The following is a 25,464-nucleotide window of genomic DNA, read 5'->3' as shown; positions in this document are numbered from 1 at the left end:
GGCCACGCCCGGTGTCATTGCAGCGTCGGCAACCCCGGCGGATTGGTCTGCGATTGCGGCACCGCCTCCTCGGCCACGTTCCAGCGCTTCAATGCCTGCGCATAGGTGCCGCTGCCGATCTGGGTGTTCAACGCCTGCGTCACCGCATCGGCCAGGCCGCTGCCCTTGCGCGTGGCCACCGAGATCGCCGCAGCGTTCGGCCAGCCACCGGGGAACAGGCCCACGCGCCGCACCTTGCCATCGCGTGCCGAGTAGGCGCCGGTGGCATTGGGCTCGAACGAGACATCGGCGCGGCCAGTGATCACCGCCAAGCGGCCGACCACGGCGTCATCGAAGTACTGGTACTCCACCGGTTTCAGGCCGGCCGCAATGTTCTGCCGGTCCCACTGCCGCAGGATCTGGTCCTGGTTGGTGCTGGCGCCCACCACGACCTTCAGCCCGGCCACATCAGCGGGTTTCTCGATCTTCTGGATGGGCCCATCGCTGCGCGTGTAGATGCCCAGAAGATCGTAGCGGTAGCTGGAGAAGTCGAACTTCTTCTTGCGCTCTTCGGTCACCGTCACGTTCGACAGCACCGCATCGTACTTGCCCGATTCCAGCCCCAGCGGCCAGTCCGCCCACGCGACCGGCACGATCACCAGCTTCAGGCCCAACGCATCGGCAATCAGCCGCGCGATGTCGGGCTCGATGCCGACCACGTCCTTGCTGTCCGCGCCGTAGTCGGCCAGCGGTAGCTGCCCCGGATGGGTCGCCACGGTGAATGCGCCCGGCGTGACGAAGCGGTAGCCCGCAGGAATCAAGGCCTGCGCCTTCGGGTCGAGCGTGCCCTTCAGCACGGCGGTGTTGGTACCGGCCAGGCTGGTCGCGGCCACAGTGGCAGCCTCCGGGGCCTGGCGCACGCGCGAGTAGACGATGCCGGCGATGCCGATGACCAGCACCGCCACGATCAACAGGGTGCTGCGCGAGGGGCGACGCGGCGCTGCAGGGCTCATGGTGTTCCTTCCGGGGTTACAGGGTCTTGGCCAGGAAATCGGCGGTGCGTTGCTGGCGCGGGCGCTCGAACAGAGCCTCGGGCGTGCCCTGCTCGATCACCCGGCCCTGGTCCATCATCACCACGTGGTCGGCCACGCGGCGGGCGAAGCTCAATTCATGGGTGACAATTACCAGCGTGGTGCCGGAGCGGGCCAGCTCTTCGATCACACTGAGCACTTCGGCCACCAGTTCCGGGTCCAGCGCAGAGGTGGGTTCGTCGAACAGCAGCACCTTCGGTTGCAGCGCCAGCGCGCGGGCAATCGCGATGCGCTGTTGCTGGCCACCGGACAGCTGGCGCGGGAAAGCATCGGCCCTGTCGGCCAGGCCGACCCGCTCCAGCAGCGTGCGCGCCTGTTGTTCGGCCTGCACACGGGGCACGCCACGCACCGCGATCGGTGCCTCGATGATGTTCTCCAGCGCGGTCAGGTGCGGGAACAGATTGAAGCCCTGGAACACCATGCCCACCTCGGCACGCCGACGGCGGATCTCACGCTCAGGCAGTTCGTACAGGGTGTCACCGTCACGGCGGTAGCCGATCAGCTGGCCGCCGACGGTCACATAGCCGCTGTCGGCACGCTCCAGGTGGTTGATCAGCCGCAGCAGCGTGGACTTGCCGGCGCCCGATGGGCCGATCAGCACCGTCACGCTGCCGGCGCGCAGGTCCAGGTTCACATCCTCCAGCACCGGCTGGTCGCCAAACACCTTGCCTACGCCGTGCAGCGATACCGCCGCGCCCTCGCCCGCTTCGACCTGGGGGGCGATACGCGGGCGGTGGATCGAGCGCTGCGCAGCATCGCTCTGCACGCGCAGCGGCGATGACACGCGCGACGCCGTGCGCTCGCGCTGCAGCTGGCCGCGCGCGAAGCGCTGCTCCACCCGTCGCTGCAGCAGTGAAAGTGCGGTCAGGATCACCAGGTACCAGACCGTGGCCACCATCAGCAGCGGCACCACCTCCAGGTTGCGGCGGTAGATCACCTGCACCGTGTAGAACAGCTCAGGCAGCGCCAGCACGTAGACCACCGACGTGCTCTTGGCCAGGCCGATCACATCGTTGAACGCGGCCGGCAGGATCGAGCGCATCGCCTGCGGCAGGATGATGCGGCGCACCTGGCGGCCACGTGGCAGGCCCAGCGCGGCCGCGGCCTCGTACTGGCCGTGGTCAACAGACAGAATGCCGCCGCGGATCACTTCGGCCGAGAACGCGGCCTGGTTCAGGGTCAGGCCCAGCACCGCGGCAGTGAACACACCGATCAGCTGCGTGGTCGGGTACGAGAACAGGTTGATGCCGGTGAACGGCACGCTCAGTTCGATGGTGCTGTACAGGTAGCCCAGATTGTTCAGCAGCAGCAACAGCACCAGCAGCGGGATCGAGCGGAACAGCCAAACGTAGCCCCACGACACCGCCGACAGCAGCGGCGAGCCGGAGACGCGGGCCAGCGCAAGCAACGTGCCCAAGGCGAAGCCGAGGCCAGTACCGAGCGCGGTCAGCAGCAGCGTGCGGCCCAGTCCCTCAAGCACCGGGCGCGCGAAGAACCATTCGGCGACGGTGCCCCAGCCCCAGCGCGGATTGCCCAGCACGGACTGCAGCCCGATCAGGATCAGCGCCAGTGCCAGCACCGTGCCGAAGACCTGCAGCGGATGCCGGGCCGGCACGATCTTCAGCGCCGGCGCTGGCGCCGGCCGGGTTGCAATGCCATCCAGCGCGGTCGAAGGCGTGCTCACGCGTGGGCTCCTTGCAGCTGGGTCTGTGCAGGCACGATGGGGGGCGCCGGTGCCCGCAGGTGCTTTTCGAACGGCAGGTGCGCAATGGTTTCGGGATCCGCATCCAGATCGAACAGCGCGGTGTAACCATGGCTGAGGTACAGGCCAACAGCTTCAGGCTGGCGGAAGCCCGTCGTCAGGAACACCCGCCGATACCCTTGCCGCGCCGCCTGCTCTTCCAGCTCCTGCAGCACGCGCCGCGCAATGCCCTGGCGACGCAGCCCGGGCAGCGTCCAGATGCGCTTGAATTCGGCGGTATCCGGATCACGGTGCGGCATGAACGCACCGCCGGAAATCGCCACCCCGTCGCGCAGCAGCAGCACGAAGGCGCCCACCGGGGCCGCAAAGGCCTGCGCCGGATAGCGCTGCAGCTCCTCGCGGGCGCTGCCACCGATGCGTCGACGCACGTCGGCGTAGCGGCTGTCGTACTCCTGCTCCAGGCCGTCGAACAGCGGCCGCGCCAGTGGGTCATCCACCGAGGTGTAGAGGAAGCGTTCGTTGCTGCTCATGCCACGTCCTTCACCAGATAGTCTTCGGCCAGCCGTGCCCACAGGCTGGCAGCGGGTGCAATGGCGGCGTCGTTGAACACATAGCGTGGGCTGTGCAACGGTGCGCTGTCGCCGTTGCCGACGAACACGAAGCTGCCGGGCCGCGCCTGCAGCAGGAAGGCAAAGTCCTCACTGGCGGTGCGCGGTGCGAAGTCGGGCACCACCTGTTCGGCGCCGAAGCCCTGCACCGCCACCTTGCGGACGTAGGCGGTCTGCTGCGGGTGGTTGATCACGCTGGGGAAGCCGCGCGGGAATTCAATCTCGGCGCGCGCGCCGAACGCGGCGGCGGTCTGCTCGGCAAGTTCCGTGACCCGGCGTCGCAGCGTGTCGCGCACCTCGGGCAGGTAGGCGCGCACGGTCAGCTTCAGCTCGACCACGTCCGGAATCACATTGGCGGCCTGGCCGCCGTGGATCGAGCCGACGGTGACCACGCCCATCTGCCGCGGATCGACATTGCGCGACACCACGCTCTGCAGCGCGGTAACGATGTGCGCTGCCGCCAGGATCGGGTCGATGCTGCCCTGCGGCTCGGCACCGTGGCCGCCCTTGCCGATCACCTTCAGCCGCGCCCAGTCCACCGACGCCATCGCCGGGCCATCGACAAAGCCGAAGTGCCCCACCGGCGCGCCCGGCCAGTTGTGCAGCCCATAGATCGCATCCACCGGGAAGCGTTCGAACAGGCCATCGGCAATCATCTTCGACGCGCCCGAACCCGTCTCCTCTGCAGGCTGGAATACCAGCTGCAGGGTGCCGTCGATATTGCCGTGATGGGCCAGGTAATGCGCGGCGGACAGCAGGATGGCGGTATGGCCATCGTGACCACAGGCATGCATCAGGCCCTCGGTCTGGCTGGCGTAGGCCAGGCCGGAGTCCTCGCGGATCGGCAGCGCATCGATGTCGGCACGCAGCCCCAGCCGACGACTGCCCTGCCCGCGCTGCAACGTACCGACCACGCCGGTACCGCCGAGGCCAGTGGTCACTTCATAACCCCATTGCTGCAGAAGTTCGGCCACACGTGCGCTGGTGCGATGCTCCTCGAAGGCCAGCTCCGGGTGCCGGTGCAGGTCATGGCGGATCGCAATGGCGGCCTCGGCGCGTGCTGCGATTTCGGGCAACACGCCAGTCGCTGGGGAACTCCGCCGGGCCTGGCCCGGTGCTACTGCGGTTTCTCCGCTCATTGCCCTACCCCACCTTCCGCGCCGGTTCGGCGTCGGTCGCATACCGGCTGGCCTTGTACGGCAGGCCCAGATGCTCGCGCAGCGTCTGCCCTTCCAGCGCGCGCTGGTGGTAGCCCCGCGCCTGCAGGATCGGCAATACCTGGGTCACGAAATCGTCCAGGCCCTCGCGCTGCGCGGCAAAGCCGAGAATGAAGCCATCGCTGGCACCGGCATCGAACCAGCGGATCAGCTCATCGGCCACGTGCTCCGGCGTACCGATGAAGTTTGGTCGCGGGCTCACTGCCTCCAATGCCACCTGGCGCAGGCTCAGGCCCTTCTCACGCGCATCCTGCTTGATGCGGTCGGTGGTGGAGCGGAACGAATTGCTGCCAATGTCACCCAGCTCCGGGAAGGGCGCGTCCGGATCGTACTGGCTGAAATCGTGGTGGTCGAAGAACCGGCCGAGATAGGCCAGCGCATCCTCCAGCGTTGCCAGTGCGGCAATCGCCTGGTACTTGGCTTCAGCCTCCTCGGCAGTACGGCCGACGATGGGGCCGATGCCCGGAAAGATCTTCACGTCATTGCCGCTGCGGCCATGCGCGATCGCCGAATTCTTCACCTTCCGGGTGAACGCGCGGGTTTCCTCCAGCGACGGCGAGTGGGTGAACACCGCGTCGGCGTACTTGCCGGCCAGCGCGATGCCGTCGTCGGACGAACCGGCCTGGAAGATCATCGGCTGGCCCTGCGGCGAACGCTGGATGTTGAGCGGCCCTTCCACCTGGAAGAAGCGGCCCTTGTGGTCGAGGCGGCGGAACTTTTCCGGCGCGAAGAAGATACCGCTGTCGCGCTCGCGCACGAAGGCGTCGTCGTCCCAGGAATCCCACAGCCCCTGCACCACCTCCAGATACTCGTCGGCGATCTGGTAGCGCAGCGCATGTTCCGGGTGTGGCCGGCCATAGTTGCGGCCCGAGCCCTCCAGTGGCGAGGTCACCACGTTCCAGCCGGCACGGCCGCCGCTGAGCAGATCCAGCGAGGCGAACTGGCGGGCCACGGTGAACGGATCGCTGTAGGACGTCGACAGCGTACCCGCCAGGCCGATCTTCTTCGTTGCCGCGGCCAGCGCCGACAGCAGCGAGATCGGCTCGAAGCGGTTGAGGAAATGCGGGATCGACTTCTCGTTGATATACAACCCGTCGGCCACGAAGCCGAAGGCGATACCGTTGTCCTCGGCCGTGCGTGCGATGTCGATGTAGAACTGCAGGTTGACGCTGGCATCAGCCGGATTGGACGGATGCTTCCAGGCATGCATGTGGCTGCCGGGGCCCTGCAGCATGATGCCGAACGGAATGTGGCGCGGGGTCGTGCTCATTGGGAATCGCTCCTGCAGGTCAGGCCACCGCCGCGCGCGGCGCAGGCGACAGCAGTTCGAGGGATGTCAGGCGTGCGTCAAGGTCGGCCACCGGCGCGTCGAGGATGAATTCGCCCACGCCGAAACGCCGGTGCAGCGCGTCCAGTTCGCCGCGCACATGCTGCGCATCACCGGACAGCACGCTGGGGCGCGTTTCCTCGATGCGGAAGTCGGCCACGCCCACCTGGCGCGCGTACTCGGCAGCCGCCTCGGGGCTGGGCAGGTTCACCGCCTGCCCCGGACCGAGGTGCAGCTTGTAGACGCGCAGCGCGCCGATATGACGCGCTGCTGCTTCGGCAGTCGGTGCGGCGAAGGCCACCGTGGCCAGCAGCGGGGGCTGCGAGGAGACGCTGCGGTAAGCGTCGAACGCAGCCTCGATATGTTTCGGGTCGCCATCGAAGTGCGCGGCGTACACGAAGCGCCAGCCCAGCTCGGCTGCTTGCTTCGCGCTCTGTGGGCTGGCCCCGAGCAGGAAGCGCTCAGGCGCCTGCTGTGGAATCGGGCGCGCCAGCGCCTCGGTCGCGACACCGGACAGATAGCCCTCCAGGTCGCGCAGCTGCTGGTCGAAATCGGCGAATGCCGGGCGTCCCGCCGCCAGCGCGGCGGTCGACGCTGGCAGGCCACCGGGCGCCTTGCCCACCCCCAGATCCACGCGCCCCGGCGCCAACGCCGCCAGCAGGTTGAAGCTCTCTGCAACCTTGTACGGCGCATAGTGGCGCAGCATCACCCCGCCACTGCCGATGCGGATGCGCCGGGTCTGCGCCAGCACCCAGGCTGCCAGCACTTCCGGCGCCGGGCTGGCAAGCGCCGGGGCAGCATGGTGCTCGGCGAACCAGTACCGGTGGTAACCCAGCTGCTCGGCACGCTGCGCCAGCTGCAGGCTGTTGCGCAGCGCCTGTTCGGGCGAAGCACCTTCGGCCACCGGGCTCTTGTCCAGCACACTGATGAGATAGCTCACGGTCGCGTCCTCGCTCAGGGGTGGGCTACAGGAATGCCAAGCAAGCCGTTCAGCGCGGCCAGGATCGGCTCGGCACCGGAGATGTACTGGCGGTCCTGATGCACGCCACTGGCCAGCTCGCTGCGCACACCCTGCGGCAGCACCAGCTTGGGCAACGACTGGTCCTGCTCGCCGATCTCGGCAATCACCTCGCGGCGTGGCCGCGCGAAGCCGATGCGGCGCACATCCAGCTGCGCGTCGAGGCCGTCGATACTCGACAGTGCCCCTTCCAGCAGCAGGCTGTGCCGGCAGAAGAAACGCTGGCCAGGAATCTGGCCATCCTCGAACTCGCGGTCGAGCAGGAACAGGATGGGTTTGCTTGCTGCGTCCAACGCCACGGGAGTGTCCTCATCAGGGCCGGCAATGCGATGCCGCTTCGATTTCGATGCTAGGGATGCCGGTGCTTGCGGTGGCGATACCAGGCGACAATCGGCGGTCAGATCCGGCCATGCAGATGCGCCTTGGCCATAAGCAAAGCGCCGTCGGTTATGCCGTCAGGCAATGCGTCGCAGCGGCGCCGGTACCGCCGGCGCCTGCACGGCCAGATGCCCGGCCGCACGCTCGGTCGCCAGCGCGACGCGGGCCTGCAACGCTGCACTGTTGATGTGCTCGCCATCAAAGTCGGCAGGCGTGGCATACACCCCGATCGGCAGCGTGTGCGCCTGCAGGAAACTGAACAACGGCCGCAACTGATGGTCGATCACCAGTGCATGGCGCTCGCTGCCCCCGGTCGCCGCCAGCAGCACCGGTGTATCCACCAGCGCCTCCAGCTCGATGAAGTCGACCAGGTGCTTGAACAGCCCCGGATACGACCCCCGATACACCGGCGCGGCCACCACCAGCAGCTCGGCCGCCTCGATCGTCTGCAACGCCTGCTCCACCGCAGGCTCCGCCTCATCGCGAGACAACGACTGCCCCAGCGAGCGCGCGATCGGCGCCAGCTCCACCACCTCCACGCTGGCGTGTACCCGCTGCTGCAACGACGCCAACAGGTGCCGCACCAGCAGCAACGTGCGCGACGTCGCCGAGCTGGTCGGTGACCCTACCACTGCAACCACCTTCAATGCAGAAGACATGAACTGCTCCTCGATGATGCCGAACCCCGTCCGGCCGCCTTTCGCGTTCTGTAGAGCCGAGCCATGCTCGGCTGCTGTTGCCTTTGTAGAGCCGAGCCATGCTCGGCTGCTGTTGCCTTTGTAGAGCCGAGCCATGCTCGGCTGCTCCACCTCAGAACCGGTAATTGATCCGCCCGTACCAGAACGTCCCGATCCGGCTCAGCACATCGCCCGAATCCCACGTCGTCTCGATGCTGGCCACATCGGTAGCACTGCGCGCGTACTCCGGCACCTTGCGCGTGCGCTTGTCGAACACGTTGTTGACGCCCAGCGCCGCGCTCCAGCCCGCACCCAGCTCCACCGCACCTGAAAGGTTGGTCACCAGCACCGGCGGCTGCCTGTATTCCACGCCGTTGTTCAGGCGCTTGATCGGGCCGTAGTAGGTGAAGTCGACATTCGAGCGCCAGCGCCCGTTCTGCCAGCCCAAGCCCGCCACCTGGGTGTAGCTGGGCGTGCGGAAGCGCAGTGCGTACTCGCTGGATTTGGTCAGCAGGTTGATGTTGGGCAGCCCCTGCAGCGCCGCCGGAATATCACTGACCTTCCGGATCGTGGTGCGGCCGACGTTGGCCGCATAGCTCCAGCGCAGCTTGCCCCACGCCGTTTCCTGGTTCGCTTCCAGGGTCAGCTCCACACCGCGTGTGCGGGTATTGCCCACATTGGTGAAGTAGCTGGCGTAGAACGCATCACCCGGCAGGATGCCGATGCCGGCTGAACCCAGCAGCGCATCGATGGTGTTCTTCTGCGCCGCACTCAACACCGTACCGCTGTTGTCGGTGATGCGCGCTGGATCCTGCGCGTTGTAGCCGATCTGGCTGGACTGGCCGAGCTGGCCGCGGATGTCGATCTGGTAAGCATCCACGGCCAGGTGGAACGCAGGGCTCGGGTCCCAGGTCACACCCAGGCTGTAGTTGGTGGCCTTTTCCGGCTTCAGCGGTGTGGCACCCAACGCAATCGCCGCCGGCGAAGACACCTGTGCCACCAGCGTGGTGCCGCACGGGCAGCTGCCGGTGGCCTGGTAGAACTGCGCGCCCAGGCTGGGCGCATGGAAGCCGTTGCTGACCGTAGCGCGCACACCCAGCGCATCGGTGAAATCGAAGCGGGTGGTCAGGCGGCCCGTGGACACGCTGCCGAAGTCGGAATGATCTTCCCAGCGTGCAGCCGCATCCAGATACCAGCGCGCGGTGATGTTGCTGGCCGCGCCCACATAGACCGCCTTGCTGTTGCGCGTCGCCTTCACCGCATCGGCGGTGGAATAGCCCACGAACGCGGCGGCACCGAAGCCGATGTAGGACTCCCACTGCCCGGCGCCGCGTTCGTACTGTTCGTGCTGGTACTCGGCACCTGCGCTCACTTCCAGCGGCGAAGCGAATGCCGCCACCTCGAAGCCACGGCGCAGGTCGAGGTTGGCGATGCCCTGCTGGTAGTCCAGCTTGCCATCATAGAAGTCAGTGGGCGAACCAGGGTACGGCAGCGAGTAGTTCACCGAGTTGCGGGTATAGGTGCGTACCGTGCTGCGGTTGCCGGTCAGGCTGGCGTCGTAATCCCAGCCCGCGATCTGGCCTTTCACACCTGCGGTGCCGGTGTACTGCTTCTCCTTGGTTTCCAGCAACGGCAGGAAGCCATCGGGAAACACGCTCAGCACACCCGGCGCCTTGTAGGTGGTGAAGATGGTCGCCGGCAGGCGGAAATTCTGGATCGCCTGCGCGGTTCGATCACTGGCGGTGGCATTGGCGTAGAACTGCGCGCTCTCGCCCAGGCCATGGCCCACGTTCACCGCAAACGCCTTCAGCGCATACGATGGCGAACTGAGGATGGTGTTGGCCTCGGCATTGCGGTTGGCCTCGGCCGGGTTCGGCGATGCGCCGGCCGGCAACCGGTTGTTCGGTCGCAGCGCGACCAGATTGCCGTTGGCATCTACCGCCGGATAGCTCAGATAGCCATCAATGTAGCGGCGGGTACGGATCGCGTGGTGCTGCCGCGTGGTTTCGCCCGACAGGTTGACGAAGCCATCGGCGCCCCACGGCAGGCCCACGTTGGCACGCACGCTGGTGCGCGCGCCATCGCCATCAATGCTCTGCCCGCTTTCCACGGAAAGCTCGCCACCGTGTGCCTGCGATTTCAGGATCACGTTGACCACGCCGGTGATCGCGTCCGAACCATAGATGGCCGACGCGCCATCGCGCAGCACTTCCACGTGGTCGATCGCCGAGACTGGAATCAACGCCAGGTCTGCCCAGGCATGGCCGGGGAAACCGCCGCCGTTGGCCCCGCTCACATAGGCACTGGCATTGCGGCGCTTGCCGTTCACCAGCACCAGCGTGTAGCCCGGCGAGAGATTGCGCAGCTGGTAGCCACGGATCAGGCTCTCCTGGTCGCTCTGGTAGCCACCGATCTGGCTCAGCGACGGCAGGCTGCGCTGCAACGCTTCCAACAGGTTGGCCTGGCCGGTCGCAGCAAGGTCCTCTGCGGAAATCACATCGATCGGGGTGGAACTGTTCTTCACCGTGCGCGTGCTGGTGCGCGACCCGGTAACGACCACCGCATCCAGCGTGGACGCTGCCACGTTGGCCGTTGCAGCGGTGGCAGCAGGATCCGCATCGGCGTCAGCCGCATGGCCAGGCGATGCGGCCAGAACGCTGGCGATCAGGACGGCGAGAGTGTTCAGCACAGGGGCGTGGGCAGCAGGCATGGGGGCTCGTGGGGGTGGGCCGGAAACACGCTTCCATTCAAGGGCCTGTTCACCCACCGCGACAGGCGCGATCGCGTCACCCAGCCGTAACATCCGGCCACCCACATGACCGCTGGTAATGACGTTAGGTGGCCGCAACGGTGCGCTGCTGCCTGTAGAGCCGAGCCCACGTTCGGCTGCTCTTCGCGACGGCGTCAGATGCATCCACCCCGCCGGCACTGAACCGAGTGTGGGCGCGGGCCTACAGTAAGGGAGCGACCGCTCCATATGCCTGCCCGGCATCACCTCATGCCCTCGCACCACGCAGCGCCACGCATCTGCATCCGTAGCATCAAGCCATGCCCAGCCCACCCGCCGATCCCACCGCACCGCTCGTCGCCATCGTTGCCTGCCACGGCCAGGGGCTGTTCGAATTCGGCTGCGCGGTAGGCCTGTTCGCGCCTGTGCGGCCGGAACTCGGCGTGGCCTGGTACCGCACCCAGCTGTGCGCGGGTGAACCCGGTGCACTGCGCATGCTCGGTAATGCACAGGTGCAGCTGCCCTACAATCTCAGCACTGTTGATGACGCCGACATCATCGTCATTCCCGGATGGCGCGAACCCAGCGAACGCCCGCCGCAGGCACTGCTCGATGCACTCGTCCGCGCCCACGCACGTGGCGCACGCATCGCCTCGATCTGCTCTGGCGCCTTCGTGCTGGCCTGGGCCGGGCTGCTCGATGGCCGCCCGGCCACCACCCACTGGCGCCTCACCGAAGCGCTGGCACGCGACTTTCCGCGCATCGATGTGCGCGAAGACGTGCTGTACGTCGACACCGGCAACGTCATCACCTCGGCCGGCTCGGCCACCGGCATGGACATGATGCTGCACATGGTGCGCAAGGACTACGGCGCGCGCGTGGCCAACCTGGTGGCCGAGCGGCTGGTACTGGCGCCATGGCGTGATGCCGAACGCAGCCAGCGTGTCAGCCGCGCCATTCCCAATGGCGAGCCCTCGCGTCTGGCAAAACTGATGGAATGGATGCGCCGCAACCTGCGCGAGCCGCACTCGCTGGGCAGTCTTGCCGAGCAGGCCGCGCTCAGCCAGCGCACGCTGCAGCGGCAGTTCCTGGAAGCCACCGGCCTGTCACCCATCGACTGGCTGATCCGCGAGCGCGTGGCATTCGCCCGCGAGCTGCTGGAAACCACCGACCGGCCGCTGCAGTGGATTGCCGAGCAGGCCGGCTTTGGTTCGCAGGAGTCGTTCCGCCGGCACTTCCGCGGCCAGGTGGACGCCAGTCCTACCCAATACCGCAGCCAGCATCGCGGCGGAATTGGCGCGGATCGGTTGGTGGGCTGCTGATCCAACGCATCACTCCCCGGTGATGCGTGAGGAAAGGCTCACGGCAGGCTATGGCGACCCACGTATAGTGACGGGCGTCACAAGAAGCCCCTTCCATGCTCCACGCATTTGCCTACTCCAGCCACATGTCGGCTGGGCTTTCCGATGAAATGCTCCGGCAGATCGTCTCCCGCTCTGCCACGTTCAACCGTCGCGTGGACGTTACCGGAGCGCTGCTCGTCGACGGGCAGCGGTTTTTCCAGTACGTCGAAGGTCCGCCCGACGGCCTGGAGGCGGTCAAGCACCGCATCCATGACAGTCGCTCGCATGCTGCCGTCGTGCCGGTACTGGACATGGCCATCAGCGCGCGTGCTGTTCCCTATTGGGCCATGACCCGCATCGACACCGGGCAGGTCGTGGTGTCCGGCCTGGTCAATGCGCGATGGGACGAATTTGGCCATGCCGTTCCGGGCATGGATCAGCTCGTCGGCCTGCTGCATCCGCACTTTCCGCGCATCGGCCCGCTCAGTGCGCACCATGCGTCCGTCGGATCCAGCTGAACCGCCGCCCTGCGCGCGTAGTCCCACGCGGCCGCGTACTCCCTGCACACGTCATCATTCAAGCCGCGTTACCCATCGTTCCTGCCAGATCCACAGCATGCCTGTACCCGCTCAACCTTCAACGGAAACACGTCCCTCGCCCGCCGAGTTGTTCGAGGTTGTCGTCCTGCGTGCAGGCACCGCCCTGTTCGCGATCGACGTACAGCTGGCCGTGGAAATACGCGGCCCCGAGACCTTCGGCCCTGCGGACCAGCATGGCAGGCGGAGCCTGGAGGTACGGGGGCAGCCGTTGCCGGTGGCCGACCTGCGCAGGCTCAGCGGGCAACCGGCATTCGATGGCGGCAGCCCAGCCATGCTGTTGATCACCGCCGGCACCGCAACCCTGGCGCTGGCGGTAGATGAAGTGCTGGAAATCGAAACACCGGACGCAACGCCAGACGTATCCGCGCCTGCCGAGGGTCGGGTGTTCAATTTCTGCAGCGGGCACGTTCGGGTGGATGCCACACGTTCGGCTGCGCTGATCGAACCGCAGTCGCTGCTGGCCGCGCTCGCGGTGCGGGACTGAGGCGCCTCTGCTCAAGGGCGCCTGCGAACCGGTTCAAACCGCATGCGCCAGCACTGCGCGGCAAAGCCGATCACAAACACCACCGTCAATCCCAGCAGCGTGTGCAGCACCACCGGCGCCATCGGCGCCGCAGCAATCGGATGCGCTGCCGGCAACCGTGTCAGCGTTTCATTCACGCCTGGCACCAGCGACAGCAGGAAGCTGAAGGACAGCGCAAACGTCGACACGTAGGGTGCGGCGCCACCCAGCCAGCGCAGCCGGCCGGCCAGCACGCCGCCGAAGGCGATCAGCAGCACGATCACTCCGAATGCGTGGCCCGGGTTGATCCCGCCCGTACTGGAGACGGTGAACGACGTTGCCACCGACAGCACAAGCCCGAGCAGGTACAGCTTGCCGGAGCGTGTCGCGGGGTCGATCGCGCGATGGCGAATGAAGGCATACAGGGCGGCGAACACCGGTACAAGGCTGACGGCCGTGTGGATCACGCCCAGCGTGGACAGAGAGTGCGACATGGAACATCTCCAAGGGTTGATTGAACCTACTAGTAGGTAGACTTCTGAACCAAAGAAAAGGCCTACGTTGCCGCAGGCCCACCACACATCTATCAGGCAGCCGCGCTCACCCGCGCGATGGCCAGCCGTGCCAGCGCAGCAAACGTCGCCGCATCGCCGAAACCGCGCGCGGCCAGCATCGCGCCATGCACCGATGACATGAACGCCTTGGCCTCATCGGCCACCGGACCCTGCAGGCGCAGTTGACCCAGCGCCGCGCCCTTTTCCAACGTGAGCGCCAACCAGCCACTCAAATCCTCGAAATGCCCGCGTACTTCTTCGGCAATCTCCGCAGGGATCATCGGTGCCTCTGCCGCCAGCATCGCGCAGATGCAGAACGAAGACGTGCCACCGGCAATACAGCTCGACCAGTAGTCCACATAGGCGTTGAGCTCCTGCAGCGGGTCGTCCAGCTGCCGGTCCAGCAGCGCCAGGCCTTCGCGCGCCTCGGCCCGGTACAGCTCAACCACCGTGCGCACCAGGTCCGCCTTGCTGGGGAAGTGGTGATGGATGCTGGCCTTGCTGATGTTCACCCGCGCCGACACGTCGGCGTAGCTGAAACCGTTGTAGCCACCAGCCTCCAGCAGCGAACGGGCGTGGGCCAGGATCTCTTGGGCCTTGGGCGAGAGCGGCTCTTTCATGCCGCCAACCTACTAGTAGGTTGGCGGCCTGTCAACTATCCGCGGCCGGGTGGGCAGCATCTGCTAGTGCCGGCCGCTGGGCGGCAATTGCACGCACCCAACTCCACCGGGATGCCGGCCAGCGGCCGGCACTACCACATCCGGGCGTTCGTGGCCGGTTTTGACATGCAGGTATTTACCTGCATATAGTCCACTCAAGGGCGGCGCCTGCCGGCCCATGCGAGGAACCTGCAATGGTGGATATCGCACACCGGGTCGGCATCAAGGTCCCCGCAAGCCAGGTGTATCAAGCACTGGCCACCCCACCAGGCGTCCCTGGCCGGCCCTGCCGAATGGATCGGCACCCACGTGCGCTTCGCGCTGAAGCAGGAAGGCGACTACTGCGTCCTGTTCACCCACGAAGGCTGGAAGGAACGCGTCGAGTTCACCTCCCACTGCAGCACCAAGTGGGCGGTCTTCCTGCTGAGCCTCAAGGCCCTGCTGGAAACCGGCAAGGGTCAGCCCAATCCACACGACATCAGGATCGACAACTGGAACTGAAGACGCCCCGCATGAATGCAGACAAGGTGTTCAAGGCACTGGCCGACCCCACGCGTAGAACGCTGCTGGACCTGCTTTGCGAAGACAACGGCCAGACCCTGGGCCAGCTCTGCGAACACCTGGACATGGCACGGCAATCGGTCACCCAGCACCTGGGCCTGCTGGAAGACGCCAATCTGATCAGCACCGTGCGCCGTGGCCGCGAGAAGCTGCACTTCATCAACCCGGTGCCGCTGCATGAAGTCTACGAGCGCTGGGTACGCAAGTTCGAGCAGCAGCGCCTGAGCCTGCTGCATGACCTGAAACGCGAACTGGAAGGAGAATGACGATGTCCGCAGAGACCACCCGCTTCATCCACGTGATCTACATCGCCTCCACGCCACAGAAGGTGTTCGAGGCCATCACCCGGCCCGAGATCGCCCGCCGTTACTGGGGCCACGAGAACGTCTCGGACTGGAAACCCGGCTCGCGCTGGCAGCACGTGCGCGCCGACGAAACGCGCTCGGTCGAGCTGGTCGGCGAAGTGGTGGAAAGCACCCCGCCCTCGCGGCTGGTCATCACCTGGGCCGCCGCCTCGCAGGCCGACAATCCCGATGCCTACAGCCGGGTCACCTTCGAGATCGTGCCCTACCAGGACATGGTGCGGCTGACCGTCACCCACGACGAATTGGAACCCGGCAGCGGCATGGATACCGGCATCCGCCAGGGCTGGCCGATCGTGCTGTCGAGCCTGAAGTCGCTGCTGGAGACCGGCAAGGGATTGGATGTGTTTGCGAAGCCGAGCTGAGTCGTGCCGCTATCGGCGGCGGAGCGCCATTCGCCGCCTGCGCCACCATCCGCTCAATCGCTCACTGTGCGCGCGCGCCCGTATTGTCCGTGCACATCCTGCTTGATCCAATCCGCCAGCAGGCGCAGATAGCCGTCGGTGATCCGCGTCGACACGCGGTTGCCCTCGGCATCGGTACGGAACTCGACCATGCCATGGTCGGTGTCGGGGAACAGGTAGGTCTCGATCGGCCGCCCTGACGCGCGCAGGCGCCCCAGGATGGTGCGCGTGGCCGCAATCGGTGCGGCCCGGTCCTGTTCGGCCAGCACCCATAGCAACGGCACCTTCAGGCGGCGCAGCGCAGCCTCGGCGTCGTAGTCCCAGATCAGCTCCAGGTTGTCGAAGCGCGCGCGACCGATCCGGCGCAGGTCAGCGTCGCTCATGCGCAGCATGTCACCGCTGTATTCACCACTGATCGTCTTTGCCCACGGCGCGTCACCGATCTTCGCACGCACCCTGGCCAGCGTCTCGAAACCTTCACTGAAATGCGTGCGCATCAGCTGCGCGGTGGCCTCTGACAGCTGCCCGACCTGCTTCATGGCCGCCGGATCCAGTTGCAGGCGGTGCGCCTCGTCGAACAACTGCTCGCGGTCCTCCTCGATGGGCGAGACCACCAGCCCGAAACCGATCGCCACGAAATCCGCCTGCGAACGCGTGGCCGCCAGCGGCGCGATCCAACCGCCCTGGCTGCCACCGAAGTACCCGGCACGGCCGAAGCGACCTTTTGCCAGTTCCCGCGCCTTAGCAAGCGCCGCCGCTGCGTCGTCAGCGAGCAGCTCGAAGTTCTGCGTGTACTCGCCTTCCGAATCGCCGGTGCCACGCTTCTGGTAGGCGAACACCGAGATTCCCTGCGCCACCAGCATGCGTTGGTAGATCGCCGCCACCGCCATCGTGCGTTCCGAGCCATGCACCAGCACCACCAGCGGCCGATTGGGATCGGCCGGACCGGCGGGTTCGATCAACTGCCCGACCAGCTTGGTTCCGGCACTGGTGAAAGTTGCATCGGTATCGCGGGTGGGCAGTCGTTGCCAGCGCTGCGTGGCCCCCGCAGGCGAGCTGACGCTGACCACATCGCCGCTGCAGCTCACCGGCGCGTTGGCATCGCCGGTGGCGCCACGTCGCCCGTCCAGCATCAGATAACGCTGCCCCGTGGCCGGTGCCGCGGCGGGTGCGCCCAGCACCACGATGTTGCCCTGCCCGTCACCGTAGGCGCTGGCCGTGCACAACTCAGTGGCTGCAGCAGGCAGCGCCGCAGACAGAAGTACCGCCGTCAACAACAGGTTCGTTCCCATCAGTGCCTCGGACATCCGTCGAAAAGTGTGGCCCACTGCCAGCATCATCGAGGTGCAGCGTAGCGTGCCCGGTGGCCGGCGTCATCGTCCTGCAGGTCGGGCGCGCTGCATATTTCGTAGGCGTCCGATGGAAGCCTCCCGACCCTGCGGCGACGCTGATGCCCCCTTGAACCCGCATCATCGATGCCGAAACTCCTGGACGAGCATGATCCTCTCCCGCATCACTCTGGGCATCCTTGCCTCCCTCGCCGCAGCGCCTGCATTCGCCAAATTTCCAAACTGCCCGATGCAGTACTGGTCTCCGTCAAGCCTCCAACACAAGGAGCAGCTGCCCGATACACATCGCCCAGGAGAAAGTGGCTGCAAGGTGACCGAACTGGGTCTTTCCGACTATCAGTGGATGGAGGCCGTCCGACTACCCACGAAGTTCGCGCTTCTGCGAATTGCCAACCGATCCACCTCTCCGGATCACGTACTGAAAATCAATGGTCGAATCTCGGGCATTGCTGGCGAGCCGTTGAACCTTCCGGGAGGACGCACCCTGGAATTCATGATGAGCTCGAACGATGGCGCCTTCTTTGAGGACGACTACGAGTACCGTCTCAAGGTTCCGAATCAATGGAACTGGCAGATCCCTGCCAACAAGCACCTTGTGTCAATCATCGACATGCGGAATGGCAGCCATGTCCATGGCTTGACTCTCCCTGCGTCAGGCAACGCATTCGACACCATTGCCATCAACAACCACGCAACCAACGCAACACAGATCAACGGCACCTACACCCAGTTCCCCAAGCAGAAGCTCACCGTCATGCCAGGCCAGAGCGCCCGTGCTGAGTATGATGCCAAGACACGCAAGTGGAACTGGGTCCATAGCGAGTACTACCTGCTGCGACCTGATCAATGGGACAAGCGCGTCTCCTCCCGCTCCATCATCGAACTGTATGATGGCGAGTGGACCAGCACACTTGCGCTGCCGCTGGGTGCCAGTGACCGTGATCGCAGGATCATCCGTTCCGACGCCAGCTGGGAGTCGTCCATCCGGCTCAACTATTTCGACAGGGAGCCCGTTCTTCCGCTGTACAAGGGAGATGAGTATGAGTTCATCTATCTGGCAGAACTGAGGCGCTGGCAGGTACTCCGCCAGGTCGCCCGGGAAGTCAAGTTCCACGAGCTGGGCAATGGAAGCCTAGAGGAGACAGCCTCGCTTGTCCGCGTGGTGGTTGGGTCTCCGTACACCCGGTACCGGACACTGGCCCTGCCCACGCCAGAACGCGGCCAGAATGGCCGTCGCGTGATTGTGGACAACACGGCGCTGTGGCAGATCGATGTCGCCCAAGGCGCGCTGCGCGAAACGGTACGGCCACGCGAACAGGTTGCGTTCCGGGTCAATGACAAGGGCGATTGGGAGCGTGAAACAACCACCATCGATCTACTGTTCATTGTCGACCAGCAGGTGGAAGCCGTTGGTGGGATGAGCGGCGCATTGGAGCTCATGGAGGAGAACCTGAAGCTGACCAATGAAGCCCTTGAAAACTCGGGCGCCACCTTCCGCTATCGTCAGGCCCATGTGCTAGCGAACGATTTTACCTTCCCGGGGGTCGAGTCGTTCGATATCGCCCATAGCCTGGGGCACGACCCCGATGTAACGGCCATCCGCAAGCTGATCAAGGCCGACGGCATCTACTACGGCGGCACGCGCAACACCAACAAGCGGCTGCCGTGCGGCATCGCGTACACCTCCCTCACGCAGGGCATCTACTCGATTGCCACGTCGCTGCAGTGCCCCACCACCACGCTGCGCCAGCAGGTGGCCTACGGCCTGGGCATGCCCAAGGCGCAGCCGCGTCAGCCGGTACCGGTCATTGGCTACGGCAATGAACTGCCGTACTACCCGACACCGCACAAAGTGCTTCCCAACGGCTACCGCGCATTCAACCCTGGCCAGGAAGGCTATGTGGACCGGATGAACGAACGCGCCGAACTGGTCGCAGGATTCTCCGATCTGCTGTAAGTACTGACTGTCGCCCGGGTTCGCCCGGGCGGCACGCTCAAAAGCGCACCCACCGTCACATACGCCAGCTGGACTCCGCACGCGCCCGACCCCAGCTCAGGCTGCACTCCGATGCCCGTCGCCACAGCATCGCTCCACAGGCCCCCCAAGGCGACGTCCAATGCGTGGTTCAGACGCAGATTCCCCGTACAGCAAAGTGGCGGCAGTCACCCTCGGCTTAGCGCGCCGTCCAGCCCCCATCCACCGGCAGTGCCGTGCCGGTAATCTGCGCCGCCGCGTCCGAAGCCAGGAACACCACCATTTCTCCCAGTTGCTCGGGCGTCACGAACTGCAACGAAGGCTGCTTCTCGGCCAGCAGCGCGCGGGCGGCGGTCTCCTGATCCGTGCCTTCCTTCTCGGCCAACGCGGTAATCTGCTGCTCGACCAGCGCCGTTCGGACCCAGCCCGGACAGATCGCATTGGCGGTGATGCCGCTACCCGCATTCTCCAGCGCGGTCACCTTGGTGAACCCCACCACGCCATGCTTGGCCGCCACATAGGCCGACTTGTTCACTGAACCCACCAGGCCGTGTACCGACGCGATGTTGATGATGCGGCCGGCGCCCTGCTGCTTCATGTGCGGCAACGCCGCCGCCGTTGCATGGAATACCGCCGACAGGTTCAGCGCCAGGATCGCATCCCACTTGTCGACCGGGAATTCCTCGATCGACGCGGTGTGCTGGATGCCAGCATTATTCACCAGGACGTCGATGCGCCCCATCTTCGCAACGGCGTGGTCGATCATTCCGCGCACCGCCTCGCCACGCGACAGGTCAGCGCCGTCATGCGCGACGCGCACGCCGAACTCAGCTTCCAACCGGGAACGGATGCGTTCGATCTCCGCCGCATCGCCGAAGCCATTCAGCACGATATCGGCACCTTGCCGCGCCAGCGCCGTGGCGATGCCAAGACCGATACCGCTGGTGGAGCCGGTGACCACCGCAACCTTTCCAGAGAACATGGGCGAGCTTCCGTTGGGGGTGGGCCGCCAGTGTAGCGTTACCGGCCTCCGCACCCTCCTCCTACGTGCCCACGTCCAACGAATACGCCAACAGGAACTCCCTGGCGTACTCATTCCCACCCTGCGCCGAAGCGCGAATCAGGTCCACCGCACGCGGCACGTCCCTGGCAATACCCTTGCCATGGAACAACGCCAAGCCAAACTCGAACATGGCCGACGGATAGCCGGCCTCCGATGCCCGCTCAAAACACGCGGCCGCCCGCATGACGTCCTGCTCGACGCGGTCGCCGGTCAGCAGGCACAGTCCTACCGCATGGATTGCCGGGATTTAACCCTTCTCTGCGGCCTGCTTGAGGGTCGCGAAGCTGTCCGCCTCAGCATGTGCGTCGTCCTCCCCAACGGGCATCGAAGAAGAGAGGAACAGCGCTTCGGCACAGCCGCGTGCAAGCTGCGGAGCCAACAGCCGCCGCGCCTCGGCAATGTCACCACGGTCGAGCACCGCATCGAAGTCAGTCGTGAGCTGGGTTGGCACGTTCGTCATGGCGCAGGCGTCCTTCCTGTTTGCGGGCATCCTTTCGTCCCGTTGGCATTATGCCAGCACCATCCCAGGGCATCCCGCCAGACCCCCACAAGACCGGGTGCCCAGAAGACCCTCCGCGTCCATCGGTGTTGGCCCTACAGTCAGCGCAATCCACCCATGGATGGCCCGACGGAGGCCGCTCAGGCACTCCGCCCGATGTCGCAAATGACATTGGACCCGCCACGGAATGTGCGGATACCCTTGAATCCGCATGGATCTGCCGAAAGGGTGATAGTCATGGCTTTTGCTTCCCCTCCGCCTGTCCCGGCGAACCTCCGGGAAATGCTCAAGGACTATCCGGAGCATATCGAACAGCTACAGAAGGCTCTCATCTCAGTGAGCCATAGGCGACAGAGTTACGCCCCCCCTTGAGGCCGCAGTATGGAGGACTGTCTCACTAGCTTTGTCGCCGAAGCGCGAGCTGAACTAGCAATTGCCGAAGCTTCAGACGCCCCCAAGGCAGTCGCACAGTCTCAAACAAAGGGAAGGCTCATGTCCTTTGCGAGATCCAGCAACTTTGGCATGGCCAGACTCGGCGATCTCAGGAAGTACTTCGAGCTTCATTCAAGGCCCGACTAGCGACGGCTTCTGTTAGTCGGCTGGCTGTTGAGGGGGCATTGAACTCGCCATTACAAGTACAGATACTCATGAAAACGCGTCAGACAGCTGAACAGGTACCCACCATGCCTCAATCCTCCCCCCCGGTTCCGGCTAAGCTCCAGGAAATGCTCAAAGACTATCCGGAGTATATCGAACGACTGCAGAAGGCTCTCAACTCGGTGAAGGGCAGGAGGATAAAGTCCACCCCTCCTTTTGAGGCCGCAGTCTGGCTATTGGAAGACCACCTCAGTGGCTTTATCGCTGAAGCGCGAGCTGAACTAGCCACCGCCGAAACGTCAGGCAATCCGCAGGCCATTGCACAGGCAAATGAGAAGCTCGAACTGATGTTCATGGCACGAAGCGGTGGCGGCGGGATGCTGAACATCAGTGATCTTGCGGCCTACTTTGAAGCTCATAAAGAGCACTACTGATGCCAGCTCCCAGTGCCGTTCTTGCCCCCGCGACTCATGCAGAATACCTGGAGCGGCACGTCATCCCTCGGAGTGGATTCAATTCCGCAAACCATCATGAAGTACCGCGCGCCATCGTCTTGGCCGGGCAACCAGGTGCTGGCAAGAGAAAACTGAATGATGCGGCAAAGATCGACCTGGGGTATGACGTAGTGCCCATCGATCCTGACGATCTACGCGATACACATCCGGACGTCGAACGCCTGCGTCAGCAGCACCCATACACTTGGGCCGGCCACACCCACGAAGACGCCAGCCAATGGGCAAAAGAGCTGCGATCGGCAGCAATCGGTGGGCGTAGAAATCTCATCCTCGATACCACGCTCGGCAATGGTGATAGTGCGGTCACACTGATCAAGGACCTTCAGGCCAAAGGCTACGACGTAGAGATTCGGGGCGTCGTCGCGCATCGGCTGGAAAGCGAACTTGGTGTGGATGCGCGCTTTGCGGACTCTTTGAATAGCGCCGGCTTCGGCCGCTACGTCCCCGAAGACGTGCGCAAACACGTTTACGATGCCCTGCCCGGCAATCTGGACAAGGTTCATGCCGCGACCGGCATCCAGATTCGACTCTACGGACGCGAAGGCGCCCAGGTCTACGACAGTCATAGCGATACCCGCCTGCCGGGCGCAGCGCTGGAAGCCGAACGCGAGGCCCGGCTGAAGGACCCTCGAATCACCCAATCATTGCGCGACGGCTGGCGCGCACAAGGCCGCTGGCATGCCGAGCTTGGGGACACCCTGCCCCTCAATGACAAGGTCAGTCCACATACAGCCGCAGCCGTTCTGGATGAGCGCGCAACGCTCAAAGTTGTTGAAGGCATTACGCCCAACATCCAGGAAGCACGCGGCATCGACCACACCATCCGCGTGCGTCCAAACATGGTGCGGGGCGCCGTCATCGGTGGCGCCGCAGCGACGGTCGTTGAAGCCGCGACGGAAGGAACAGAGATTGCCGACCTCTACGCGCGCGACAACCGGACGGGCGCGGAAGCCGCGCTGCTGGACTTCGGAGCACGCAGCGTCGGCGGTTGGACCGGCGCGGCAGTGGGCGCCAAGGTCGGTACGCTGCTGGGCATCGAGTCCGGCCCCGGTGCCATTGTTACCGGCATCATCGGTGGCGGGTTAGGCGCCTGGGGCGGCAGTGAGATCGTCGATTGGATCGAGAAGTACCAGATCAACAATCAGGCCGACAGCACCGGCAGGGTCTGGACGTTTGACCCGGCGCATCCCGAAAATGGCTGGACACACAGCGAGCGGGAGATCGTAGGCACCGTCGGCACGCTGGCCGATCGCCCGATCTACGGCGCGACCACGCTGCTGACCGCCGATGCCGAACTGACCCAGCAGCTGAACTACCAGGCCTCAAGCCGGGCCGTCGGGCTGCGGCTGTCCGAGCCGGATCAGCCAATCAATCCCTTCAGCATCGCCGGCGATGCCAGCGATACGCCCAGCGCCCTTCCACGTTCCTGGGAGCGCAACCCGGAGAACGGTGAATGGCGACGCGAGGTCGTCCATCAGGTCCTCGAACATGGCATCAAGAGCACCACGGTCGAAGTTGCCGACGCCACCAAGGCTGCGCAGCTTGATGAAGCCGCACAGGGCATCATGGCCTTCAACGCCGCCCGAAGCTCGGCGGCCTTTGCCAAGCAGTATGAGGAGGCCTACACCGCACAGGGCTGGTCCCAGTATGGGGCCATTCCTGACGAAGTGATCTGGGCCCGCGAGCATCCCGATCACGTACTCGCCTCCGACGGACGCACCTATCAGCATCAAGGCGATGGTGAGTGGCTGCATGACGGCTGGATCTACGACTCGCTGGCCGAGGGCAACATCCACGACGAGTTGAACAGTACCTACCCGCAGATCCGGGCCATCCAACAGATTGAGGCGCCCGTACCCAGCGCCCACGAACGCAGTATCGAGGCATTGACCGCCAACGAGCGCGATGCCCACGAACAGGCCATGCAGGAAGCCAATCGACTTGGCGTCGCCGCACCGCAGGTGCAGCAGATGGCCGCCGCTGCCGTGGCCGAGGTTCGCGGACAGCACGCCGAAGAACGCCTGACGCCACAAGCCGTGATCGATGCGCACACCGTTGAACGCGCTGCACTGGCGCCCAACACATCACCCTTGGTACAGGAGCATCACGCTCCTACGCCTGCAGTGCCGACGCCATCGAATCGTGCGGAACCCGTGCACGAACCGGCTCGCCGCGAAGTACCCCAACAGGAGCCGATCGCTGCCTCTGCAACGCAACCTGCACGGGATGAGTCAAGCGAGCGACAAGCGCATGCCGAGGCAAACCCTCCTGTACACCCGATGCCGGCAGCCCCTGTGCCGTCGTCACCCGGCATTCCCTCCCCTGAGCGATCTCCCGCGCAGCCAGAAGTGAGTGTGCTACCTACGCCGGATGTCGGGCACCCGGCTCCTGCGCAGGAGCCCGTTACAACTCACATCCACTCCCCGGCCCCGTTGATCCAGACCGAAGTGGCTGAAGCCGTGCCGGCTACTGACCGCCCCCACGAAGCCGAAGCGAAGCCGGCGCCGGTCCAGCCGGAGTCAGACGTTCCAGTCACCCTCGCAGCAGCCGAGCCAGCTACGCCCGCGCCGATGACAGACGCGGCAACCCAAGTCTCGGAGCACGAGCCTTTCTACACGCCACCACCCGTGGGGGCACCGGCGGCATCACCCTCAAGCGCAACGGCCCAGGAACCCGAAGCGCCGCCCGTGCCCCTGCTGCCTACCCAGCCCGAGCATCCCGATCATGCCCTCTACCAACAGGTGCGCGAAGGCGTAGCGGCACTGGATGCCAAGCACGGTCGGACCTTCGACGAAGCCAGCGAGCGCATGACCGCCAGCCTGCTGGTGCTGGCCAAGGACAACGACCTGGCCCGCGTCGACCACATACTGCTGAGCAACGCCACGGCAGACAAACCGGCCGGTCACACCCTGTTCGTGGTCCAGGGCGAGCCCAGCGACCCCGCCCACCAGCGCGCAGCCATGCCGACCGAGCTGGCCGCACAGACCTCGGTCGAAGAATCAATGCAGCAGTTCGACGCAGTGAGCCGCGAAGCGCAGCAGCGTGCCATCGCCAACCAGCTTGAGCAGCAGCTGGAAGATCAGCGCGTGCAGCAGGATATCCAGATCCGCGCCGCCAGCATGGGCTGAGTGGGTGAGACACGTGCGAGATCACTCACAACAACCCGCCCTCCTGGCCCCTCTGTTTGCCAATCGGCGCCACTGATATCGCCGCACAATCAGAAGAACAGACCCGCCCGCTCAACGGTCGCCAGCGGGCTGGCCTTCCGTACCGCCTCCAGGAACAGCAGGAAATCCCGATTGAACAGCGTCAGGTTGTTGGTGAACGTCACGCACTTTCTCCCCGATGCTCTGCTGAAGCACACCTGCCAGACATAGCGCCCGTAGATCTTGTCGGAGGTGCGAGTGACTGAGGTGATCTGCGAAAGCGGAACCGCCGTGGGCACCGGCCCGCGCCGCAGGTAAAAGGACGCCGCATCAAAGAAGTAGTGCTCGCGATCCTCTTTCCCATCCACCATCACCAACGTCATGGACCTGCCGGAAATCCGGCGCGGAGTATGCAAACGCAGCCCCGTCTCTACGGACGAGCGAGCAGTTGCTGCCATTCGCCGAAGGGTGAACCAGAGAATCACCAACGGAAGCGCCGCGAGCACAATGAAACCCACGGTCTTCAAAACAGTTTCCAGCGTGCTGGACACACAGATCTCCAGGATGAACGTTCAAGCGATGCCCAAGTAGATCCACGCCATGCGTGGATG

24 protein-coding genes and 2 pseudogenes are annotated in these 25,464 nt (G+C 65.1%); 9 read left to right on the top strand and 17 right to left on the bottom strand.

Annotated features, from left to right (window positions below; all coding sequences use genetic code 11):
- Nucleotides 1-14: 14 nt before the first annotated feature.
- The 9 genes from AC5P8U_RS07255 to AC5P8U_RS07215 all read right to left on the bottom strand — a co-directional run bounded on the left by AC5P8U_RS07255 (nucleotide 15) and on the right by AC5P8U_RS07215 (nucleotide 10,707).
- Nucleotides 15-992: an ABC transporter substrate-binding protein gene (locus AC5P8U_RS07255; RefSeq protein WP_072168942.1), complete on the bottom strand. Its 978-nt coding sequence runs from the start codon at nucleotides 990-992 to the stop codon at nucleotides 15-17.
- Between the two features lie 16 nt (nucleotides 993-1,008).
- Entirely contained in the window at nucleotides 1,009-2,754 is a 1,746-nt protein-coding gene (locus AC5P8U_RS07250) for an amino acid ABC transporter permease/ATP-binding protein (RefSeq protein WP_447897152.1), read from the bottom strand.
- Nucleotides 2,751-3,302, bottom strand: coding sequence for a GNAT family N-acetyltransferase (locus AC5P8U_RS07245; RefSeq protein WP_065185134.1), 552 nt, complete (start codon nucleotides 3,300-3,302; stop codon nucleotides 2,751-2,753). Before AC5P8U_RS07245 ends, AC5P8U_RS07250 begins: the two co-directional genes overlap by 4 nt.
- The gene (locus AC5P8U_RS07240) at nucleotides 3,299-4,519 is read right to left on the bottom strand and encodes a M20 aminoacylase family protein (RefSeq protein WP_088497294.1); all 1,221 of its coding nucleotides are present in this window, start codon (nucleotides 4,517-4,519) and stop codon (nucleotides 3,299-3,301) included. The genes AC5P8U_RS07245 and AC5P8U_RS07240 overlap by 4 nt, the downstream gene beginning before the upstream one ends.
- A gap of 4 nt (nucleotides 4,520-4,523) precedes the next feature.
- Nucleotides 4,524-5,867 carry an LLM class flavin-dependent oxidoreductase gene (locus AC5P8U_RS07235; RefSeq protein ID WP_227837172.1) on the bottom strand — a complete coding sequence of 448 codons (1,344 nt, stop codon included), beginning with the start codon at nucleotides 5,865-5,867 and terminating at the stop codon, nucleotides 4,524-4,526.
- Nucleotides 5,868-5,886: 19 nt separating this feature from the next.
- Nucleotides 5,887-6,864 (bottom strand): MsnO8 family LLM class oxidoreductase, encoded by a 978-nt coding sequence (locus AC5P8U_RS07230; RefSeq protein WP_088497292.1) that lies wholly within the window; start codon nucleotides 6,862-6,864, stop codon nucleotides 5,887-5,889.
- Between the two features lie 14 nt (nucleotides 6,865-6,878).
- Nucleotides 6,879-7,241 (bottom strand): DUF3088 family protein, encoded by a 363-nt coding sequence (locus AC5P8U_RS07225; RefSeq protein ID WP_061477874.1) that lies wholly within the window; start codon nucleotides 7,239-7,241, stop codon nucleotides 6,879-6,881.
- A gap of 156 nt (nucleotides 7,242-7,397) precedes the next feature.
- Nucleotides 7,398-7,979, bottom strand: coding sequence for an FMN reductase (gene msuE, locus AC5P8U_RS07220; protein WP_088497291.1), 582 nt, complete (start codon nucleotides 7,977-7,979; stop codon nucleotides 7,398-7,400).
- 151 nt (nucleotides 7,980-8,130) lie between these two features.
- Nucleotides 8,131-10,707: a TonB-dependent receptor plug domain-containing protein gene (locus AC5P8U_RS07215; RefSeq protein ID WP_447897154.1), complete on the bottom strand. Its 2,577-nt coding sequence runs from the start codon at nucleotides 10,705-10,707 to the stop codon at nucleotides 8,131-8,133.
- A 338-nt stretch (nucleotides 10,708-11,045) separates the two neighbouring features.
- On the opposite strand from AC5P8U_RS07215, the gene ftrA reads away from it, so the two are divergent.
- The 3 genes from ftrA (at nucleotide 11,046) to AC5P8U_RS07200 (ending at nucleotide 13,151) form a co-directional block, all read left to right on the top strand.
- Nucleotides 11,046-12,047 (top strand): transcriptional regulator FtrA, encoded by a 1,002-nt coding sequence (ftrA, locus tag AC5P8U_RS07210; protein WP_495214028.1) that lies wholly within the window; start codon nucleotides 11,046-11,048, stop codon nucleotides 12,045-12,047.
- A gap of 95 nt (nucleotides 12,048-12,142) precedes the next feature.
- Nucleotides 12,143-12,586 carry a BLUF domain-containing protein gene (locus tag AC5P8U_RS07205; protein WP_447897156.1) on the top strand — a complete coding sequence of 148 codons (444 nt, stop codon included), beginning with the start codon at nucleotides 12,143-12,145 and terminating at the stop codon, nucleotides 12,584-12,586.
- Complete coding sequence (locus AC5P8U_RS07200; protein ID WP_495214026.1) at nucleotides 12,486-13,151, top strand: chemotaxis protein CheW; 666 nt, start codon at nucleotides 12,486-12,488, stop codon at nucleotides 13,149-13,151. The genes AC5P8U_RS07205 and AC5P8U_RS07200 overlap by 101 nt, the downstream gene beginning before the upstream one ends.
- Nucleotides 13,152-13,162: 11 nt before the next feature.
- Here the strand turns inward: AC5P8U_RS07200 and AC5P8U_RS07195 are convergent, their stop codons facing one another.
- Nucleotides 13,163-13,663 carry a hypothetical protein gene (locus AC5P8U_RS07195; RefSeq protein ID WP_343236031.1) on the bottom strand — a complete coding sequence of 167 codons (501 nt, stop codon included), beginning with the start codon at nucleotides 13,661-13,663 and terminating at the stop codon, nucleotides 13,163-13,165.
- Nucleotides 13,664-13,755: 92 nt separating this feature from the next.
- A complete protein-coding gene (locus AC5P8U_RS07190; protein WP_447897157.1) occupies nucleotides 13,756-14,343 on the bottom strand; it encodes a TetR/AcrR family transcriptional regulator in 588 nt (195 codons plus the stop codon).
- Nucleotides 14,344-14,576: 233 nt separating this feature from the next.
- Between AC5P8U_RS07190 and AC5P8U_RS07185 the strand changes: the two are divergent.
- From AC5P8U_RS07185 to AC5P8U_RS07175, 3 genes and pseudogenes are all read left to right on the top strand, one after another.
- Nucleotides 14,577-14,883 (top strand): annotated as a pseudogene (locus AC5P8U_RS07185) (SRPBCC family protein).
- A gap of 11 nt (nucleotides 14,884-14,894) precedes the next feature.
- Complete coding sequence (locus AC5P8U_RS07180) at nucleotides 14,895-15,209, top strand: ArsR/SmtB family transcription factor (protein ID WP_005416268.1); 315 nt, start codon at nucleotides 14,895-14,897, stop codon at nucleotides 15,207-15,209.
- Nucleotides 15,210-15,211: 2 nt separating this feature from the next.
- Nucleotides 15,212-15,670, top strand: coding sequence for an SRPBCC family protein (locus AC5P8U_RS07175; RefSeq protein WP_188238463.1), 459 nt, complete (start codon nucleotides 15,212-15,214; stop codon nucleotides 15,668-15,670).
- 53 nt (nucleotides 15,671-15,723) lie between these two features.
- On the opposite strand, the gene AC5P8U_RS07170 is transcribed toward AC5P8U_RS07175, so the two are convergent.
- Complete coding sequence (locus AC5P8U_RS07170; RefSeq protein WP_447897158.1) at nucleotides 15,724-16,983, bottom strand: alpha/beta hydrolase family protein; 1,260 nt, start codon at nucleotides 16,981-16,983, stop codon at nucleotides 15,724-15,726.
- Between the two features lie 223 nt (nucleotides 16,984-17,206).
- Between AC5P8U_RS07170 and AC5P8U_RS07165 the strand changes: the two genes are divergently transcribed.
- Nucleotides 17,207-19,015, top strand: a complete 1,809-nt coding sequence (locus tag AC5P8U_RS07165; RefSeq protein WP_447897159.1) for a hypothetical protein — start codon at nucleotides 17,207-17,209, stop codon at nucleotides 19,013-19,015.
- Between the two features lie 217 nt (nucleotides 19,016-19,232).
- Here AC5P8U_RS07165 and AC5P8U_RS07160 read toward each other — a convergent pair whose 3' ends face one another.
- The 4 genes and pseudogenes from AC5P8U_RS07160 to AC5P8U_RS07145 all read right to left on the bottom strand — a co-directional run bounded on the left by AC5P8U_RS07160 (nucleotide 19,233) and on the right by AC5P8U_RS07145 (nucleotide 20,556).
- On the bottom strand, nucleotides 19,233-20,015 hold the full coding sequence (locus AC5P8U_RS07160; RefSeq protein ID WP_447897160.1) for a 3-hydroxybutyrate dehydrogenase: 783 nt from the start codon (nucleotides 20,013-20,015) through the stop codon (nucleotides 19,233-19,235).
- A 61-nt stretch (nucleotides 20,016-20,076) separates the two neighbouring features.
- Entirely contained in the window at nucleotides 20,077-20,226 is a 150-nt protein-coding gene (locus tag AC5P8U_RS07155; RefSeq protein WP_447897161.1) for a hypothetical protein, read from the bottom strand.
- Nucleotides 20,227-20,247: 21 nt separating this feature from the next.
- A pseudogene (locus AC5P8U_RS07150) lies at nucleotides 20,248-20,334 on the bottom strand (hypothetical protein); the annotation flags it as partial.
- A 9-nt stretch (nucleotides 20,335-20,343) separates the two neighbouring features.
- Complete coding sequence (locus tag AC5P8U_RS07145; RefSeq protein WP_447897162.1) at nucleotides 20,344-20,556, bottom strand: hypothetical protein; 213 nt, start codon at nucleotides 20,554-20,556, stop codon at nucleotides 20,344-20,346.
- Nucleotides 20,557-21,242: 686 nt separating this feature from the next.
- Between AC5P8U_RS07145 and AC5P8U_RS07140 the strand changes: the two genes are divergently transcribed.
- The gene (locus AC5P8U_RS07140; protein WP_447897163.1) at nucleotides 21,243-21,626 is read left to right on the top strand and encodes a hypothetical protein; all 384 of its coding nucleotides are present in this window, start codon (nucleotides 21,243-21,245) and stop codon (nucleotides 21,624-21,626) included.
- Nucleotides 21,626-24,835, top strand: coding sequence for a zeta toxin family protein (locus tag AC5P8U_RS07135; protein ID WP_447897164.1), 3,210 nt, complete (start codon nucleotides 21,626-21,628; stop codon nucleotides 24,833-24,835). Before AC5P8U_RS07140 ends, AC5P8U_RS07135 begins: the two co-directional genes overlap by 1 nt.
- A gap of 89 nt (nucleotides 24,836-24,924) precedes the next feature.
- Here AC5P8U_RS07135 and AC5P8U_RS07130 read toward each other — a convergent pair whose 3' ends face one another.
- Nucleotides 24,925-25,404: a hypothetical protein gene (locus AC5P8U_RS07130; protein ID WP_447897165.1), complete on the bottom strand. Its 480-nt coding sequence runs from the start codon at nucleotides 25,402-25,404 to the stop codon at nucleotides 24,925-24,927.
- Between the last annotated feature and the right edge of the window lie 60 nt (nucleotides 25,405-25,464).

This window comes from Stenotrophomonas sp. YJH_SMC_81, from assembly GCF_059370875.1.
The sequence above is the reverse complement of the archived record's forward strand: the minus strand, read 5'-3'. Positions and strand labels throughout refer to the sequence as shown.

Bases quoted from the DNA above. Each gene is read 5' to 3' on its own strand.
- AC5P8U_RS07255 (WP_072168942.1), bottom strand. From the start codon at position 992: ATGAGCCCTGCAGCGCCGCGTCGCCCCTCGCGCAGCACCCTGTTGATC.
- AC5P8U_RS07245 (WP_065185134.1), bottom strand. From the start codon at position 3,302: ATGAGCAGCAACGAACGCTTCCTCTACACCTCGGTGGATGACCCACTG.
- AC5P8U_RS07240 (WP_088497294.1), bottom strand. From the start codon at position 4,519: ATGAGCGGAGAAACCGCAGTAGCACCGGGCCAGGCCCGGCGGAGTTCC.
- AC5P8U_RS07235 (WP_227837172.1), bottom strand. From the start codon at position 5,867: ATGAGCACGACCCCGCGCCACATTCCGTTCGGCATCATGCTGCAGGGC.
- msuE (WP_088497291.1), bottom strand. From the start codon at position 7,979: ATGTCTTCTGCATTGAAGGTGGTTGCAGTGGTAGGGTCACCGACCAGC.
- AC5P8U_RS07215 (WP_447897154.1), bottom strand. From the start codon at position 10,707: ATGCCTGCTGCCCACGCCCCTGTGCTGAACACTCTCGCCGTCCTGATC.
- ftrA (WP_495214028.1), top strand. From the start codon at position 11,046: ATGCCCAGCCCACCCGCCGATCCCACCGCACCGCTCGTCGCCATCGTT.
- AC5P8U_RS07205 (WP_447897156.1), top strand. From the start codon at position 12,143: ATGCTCCACGCATTTGCCTACTCCAGCCACATGTCGGCTGGGCTTTCC.
- AC5P8U_RS07200 (WP_495214026.1), top strand. From the start codon at position 12,486: ATGCCGTTCCGGGCATGGATCAGCTCGTCGGCCTGCTGCATCCGCACT.
- AC5P8U_RS07195 (WP_343236031.1), bottom strand. From the start codon at position 13,663: ATGTCGCACTCTCTGTCCACGCTGGGCGTGATCCACACGGCCGTCAGC.
- AC5P8U_RS07190 (WP_447897157.1), bottom strand. From the start codon at position 14,343: ATGAAAGAGCCGCTCTCGCCCAAGGCCCAAGAGATCCTGGCCCACGCC.
- AC5P8U_RS07180 (WP_005416268.1), top strand. From the start codon at position 14,895: ATGAATGCAGACAAGGTGTTCAAGGCACTGGCCGACCCCACGCGTAGA.
- AC5P8U_RS07175 (WP_188238463.1), top strand. From the start codon at position 15,212: ATGTCCGCAGAGACCACCCGCTTCATCCACGTGATCTACATCGCCTCC.
- AC5P8U_RS07165 (WP_447897159.1), top strand. From the start codon at position 17,207: ATGATCCTCTCCCGCATCACTCTGGGCATCCTTGCCTCCCTCGCCGCA.
- AC5P8U_RS07160 (WP_447897160.1), bottom strand. From the start codon at position 20,015: ATGTTCTCTGGAAAGGTTGCGGTGGTCACCGGCTCCACCAGCGGTATC.
- AC5P8U_RS07155 (WP_447897161.1), bottom strand. From the start codon at position 20,226: ATGTTCGAGTTTGGCTTGGCGTTGTTCCATGGCAAGGGTATTGCCAGG.
- AC5P8U_RS07145 (WP_447897162.1), bottom strand. From the start codon at position 20,556: ATGACGAACGTGCCAACCCAGCTCACGACTGACTTCGATGCGGTGCTC.
- AC5P8U_RS07140 (WP_447897163.1), top strand. From the start codon at position 21,243: ATGAAAACGCGTCAGACAGCTGAACAGGTACCCACCATGCCTCAATCC.
- AC5P8U_RS07135 (WP_447897164.1), top strand. From the start codon at position 21,626: ATGCCAGCTCCCAGTGCCGTTCTTGCCCCCGCGACTCATGCAGAATAC.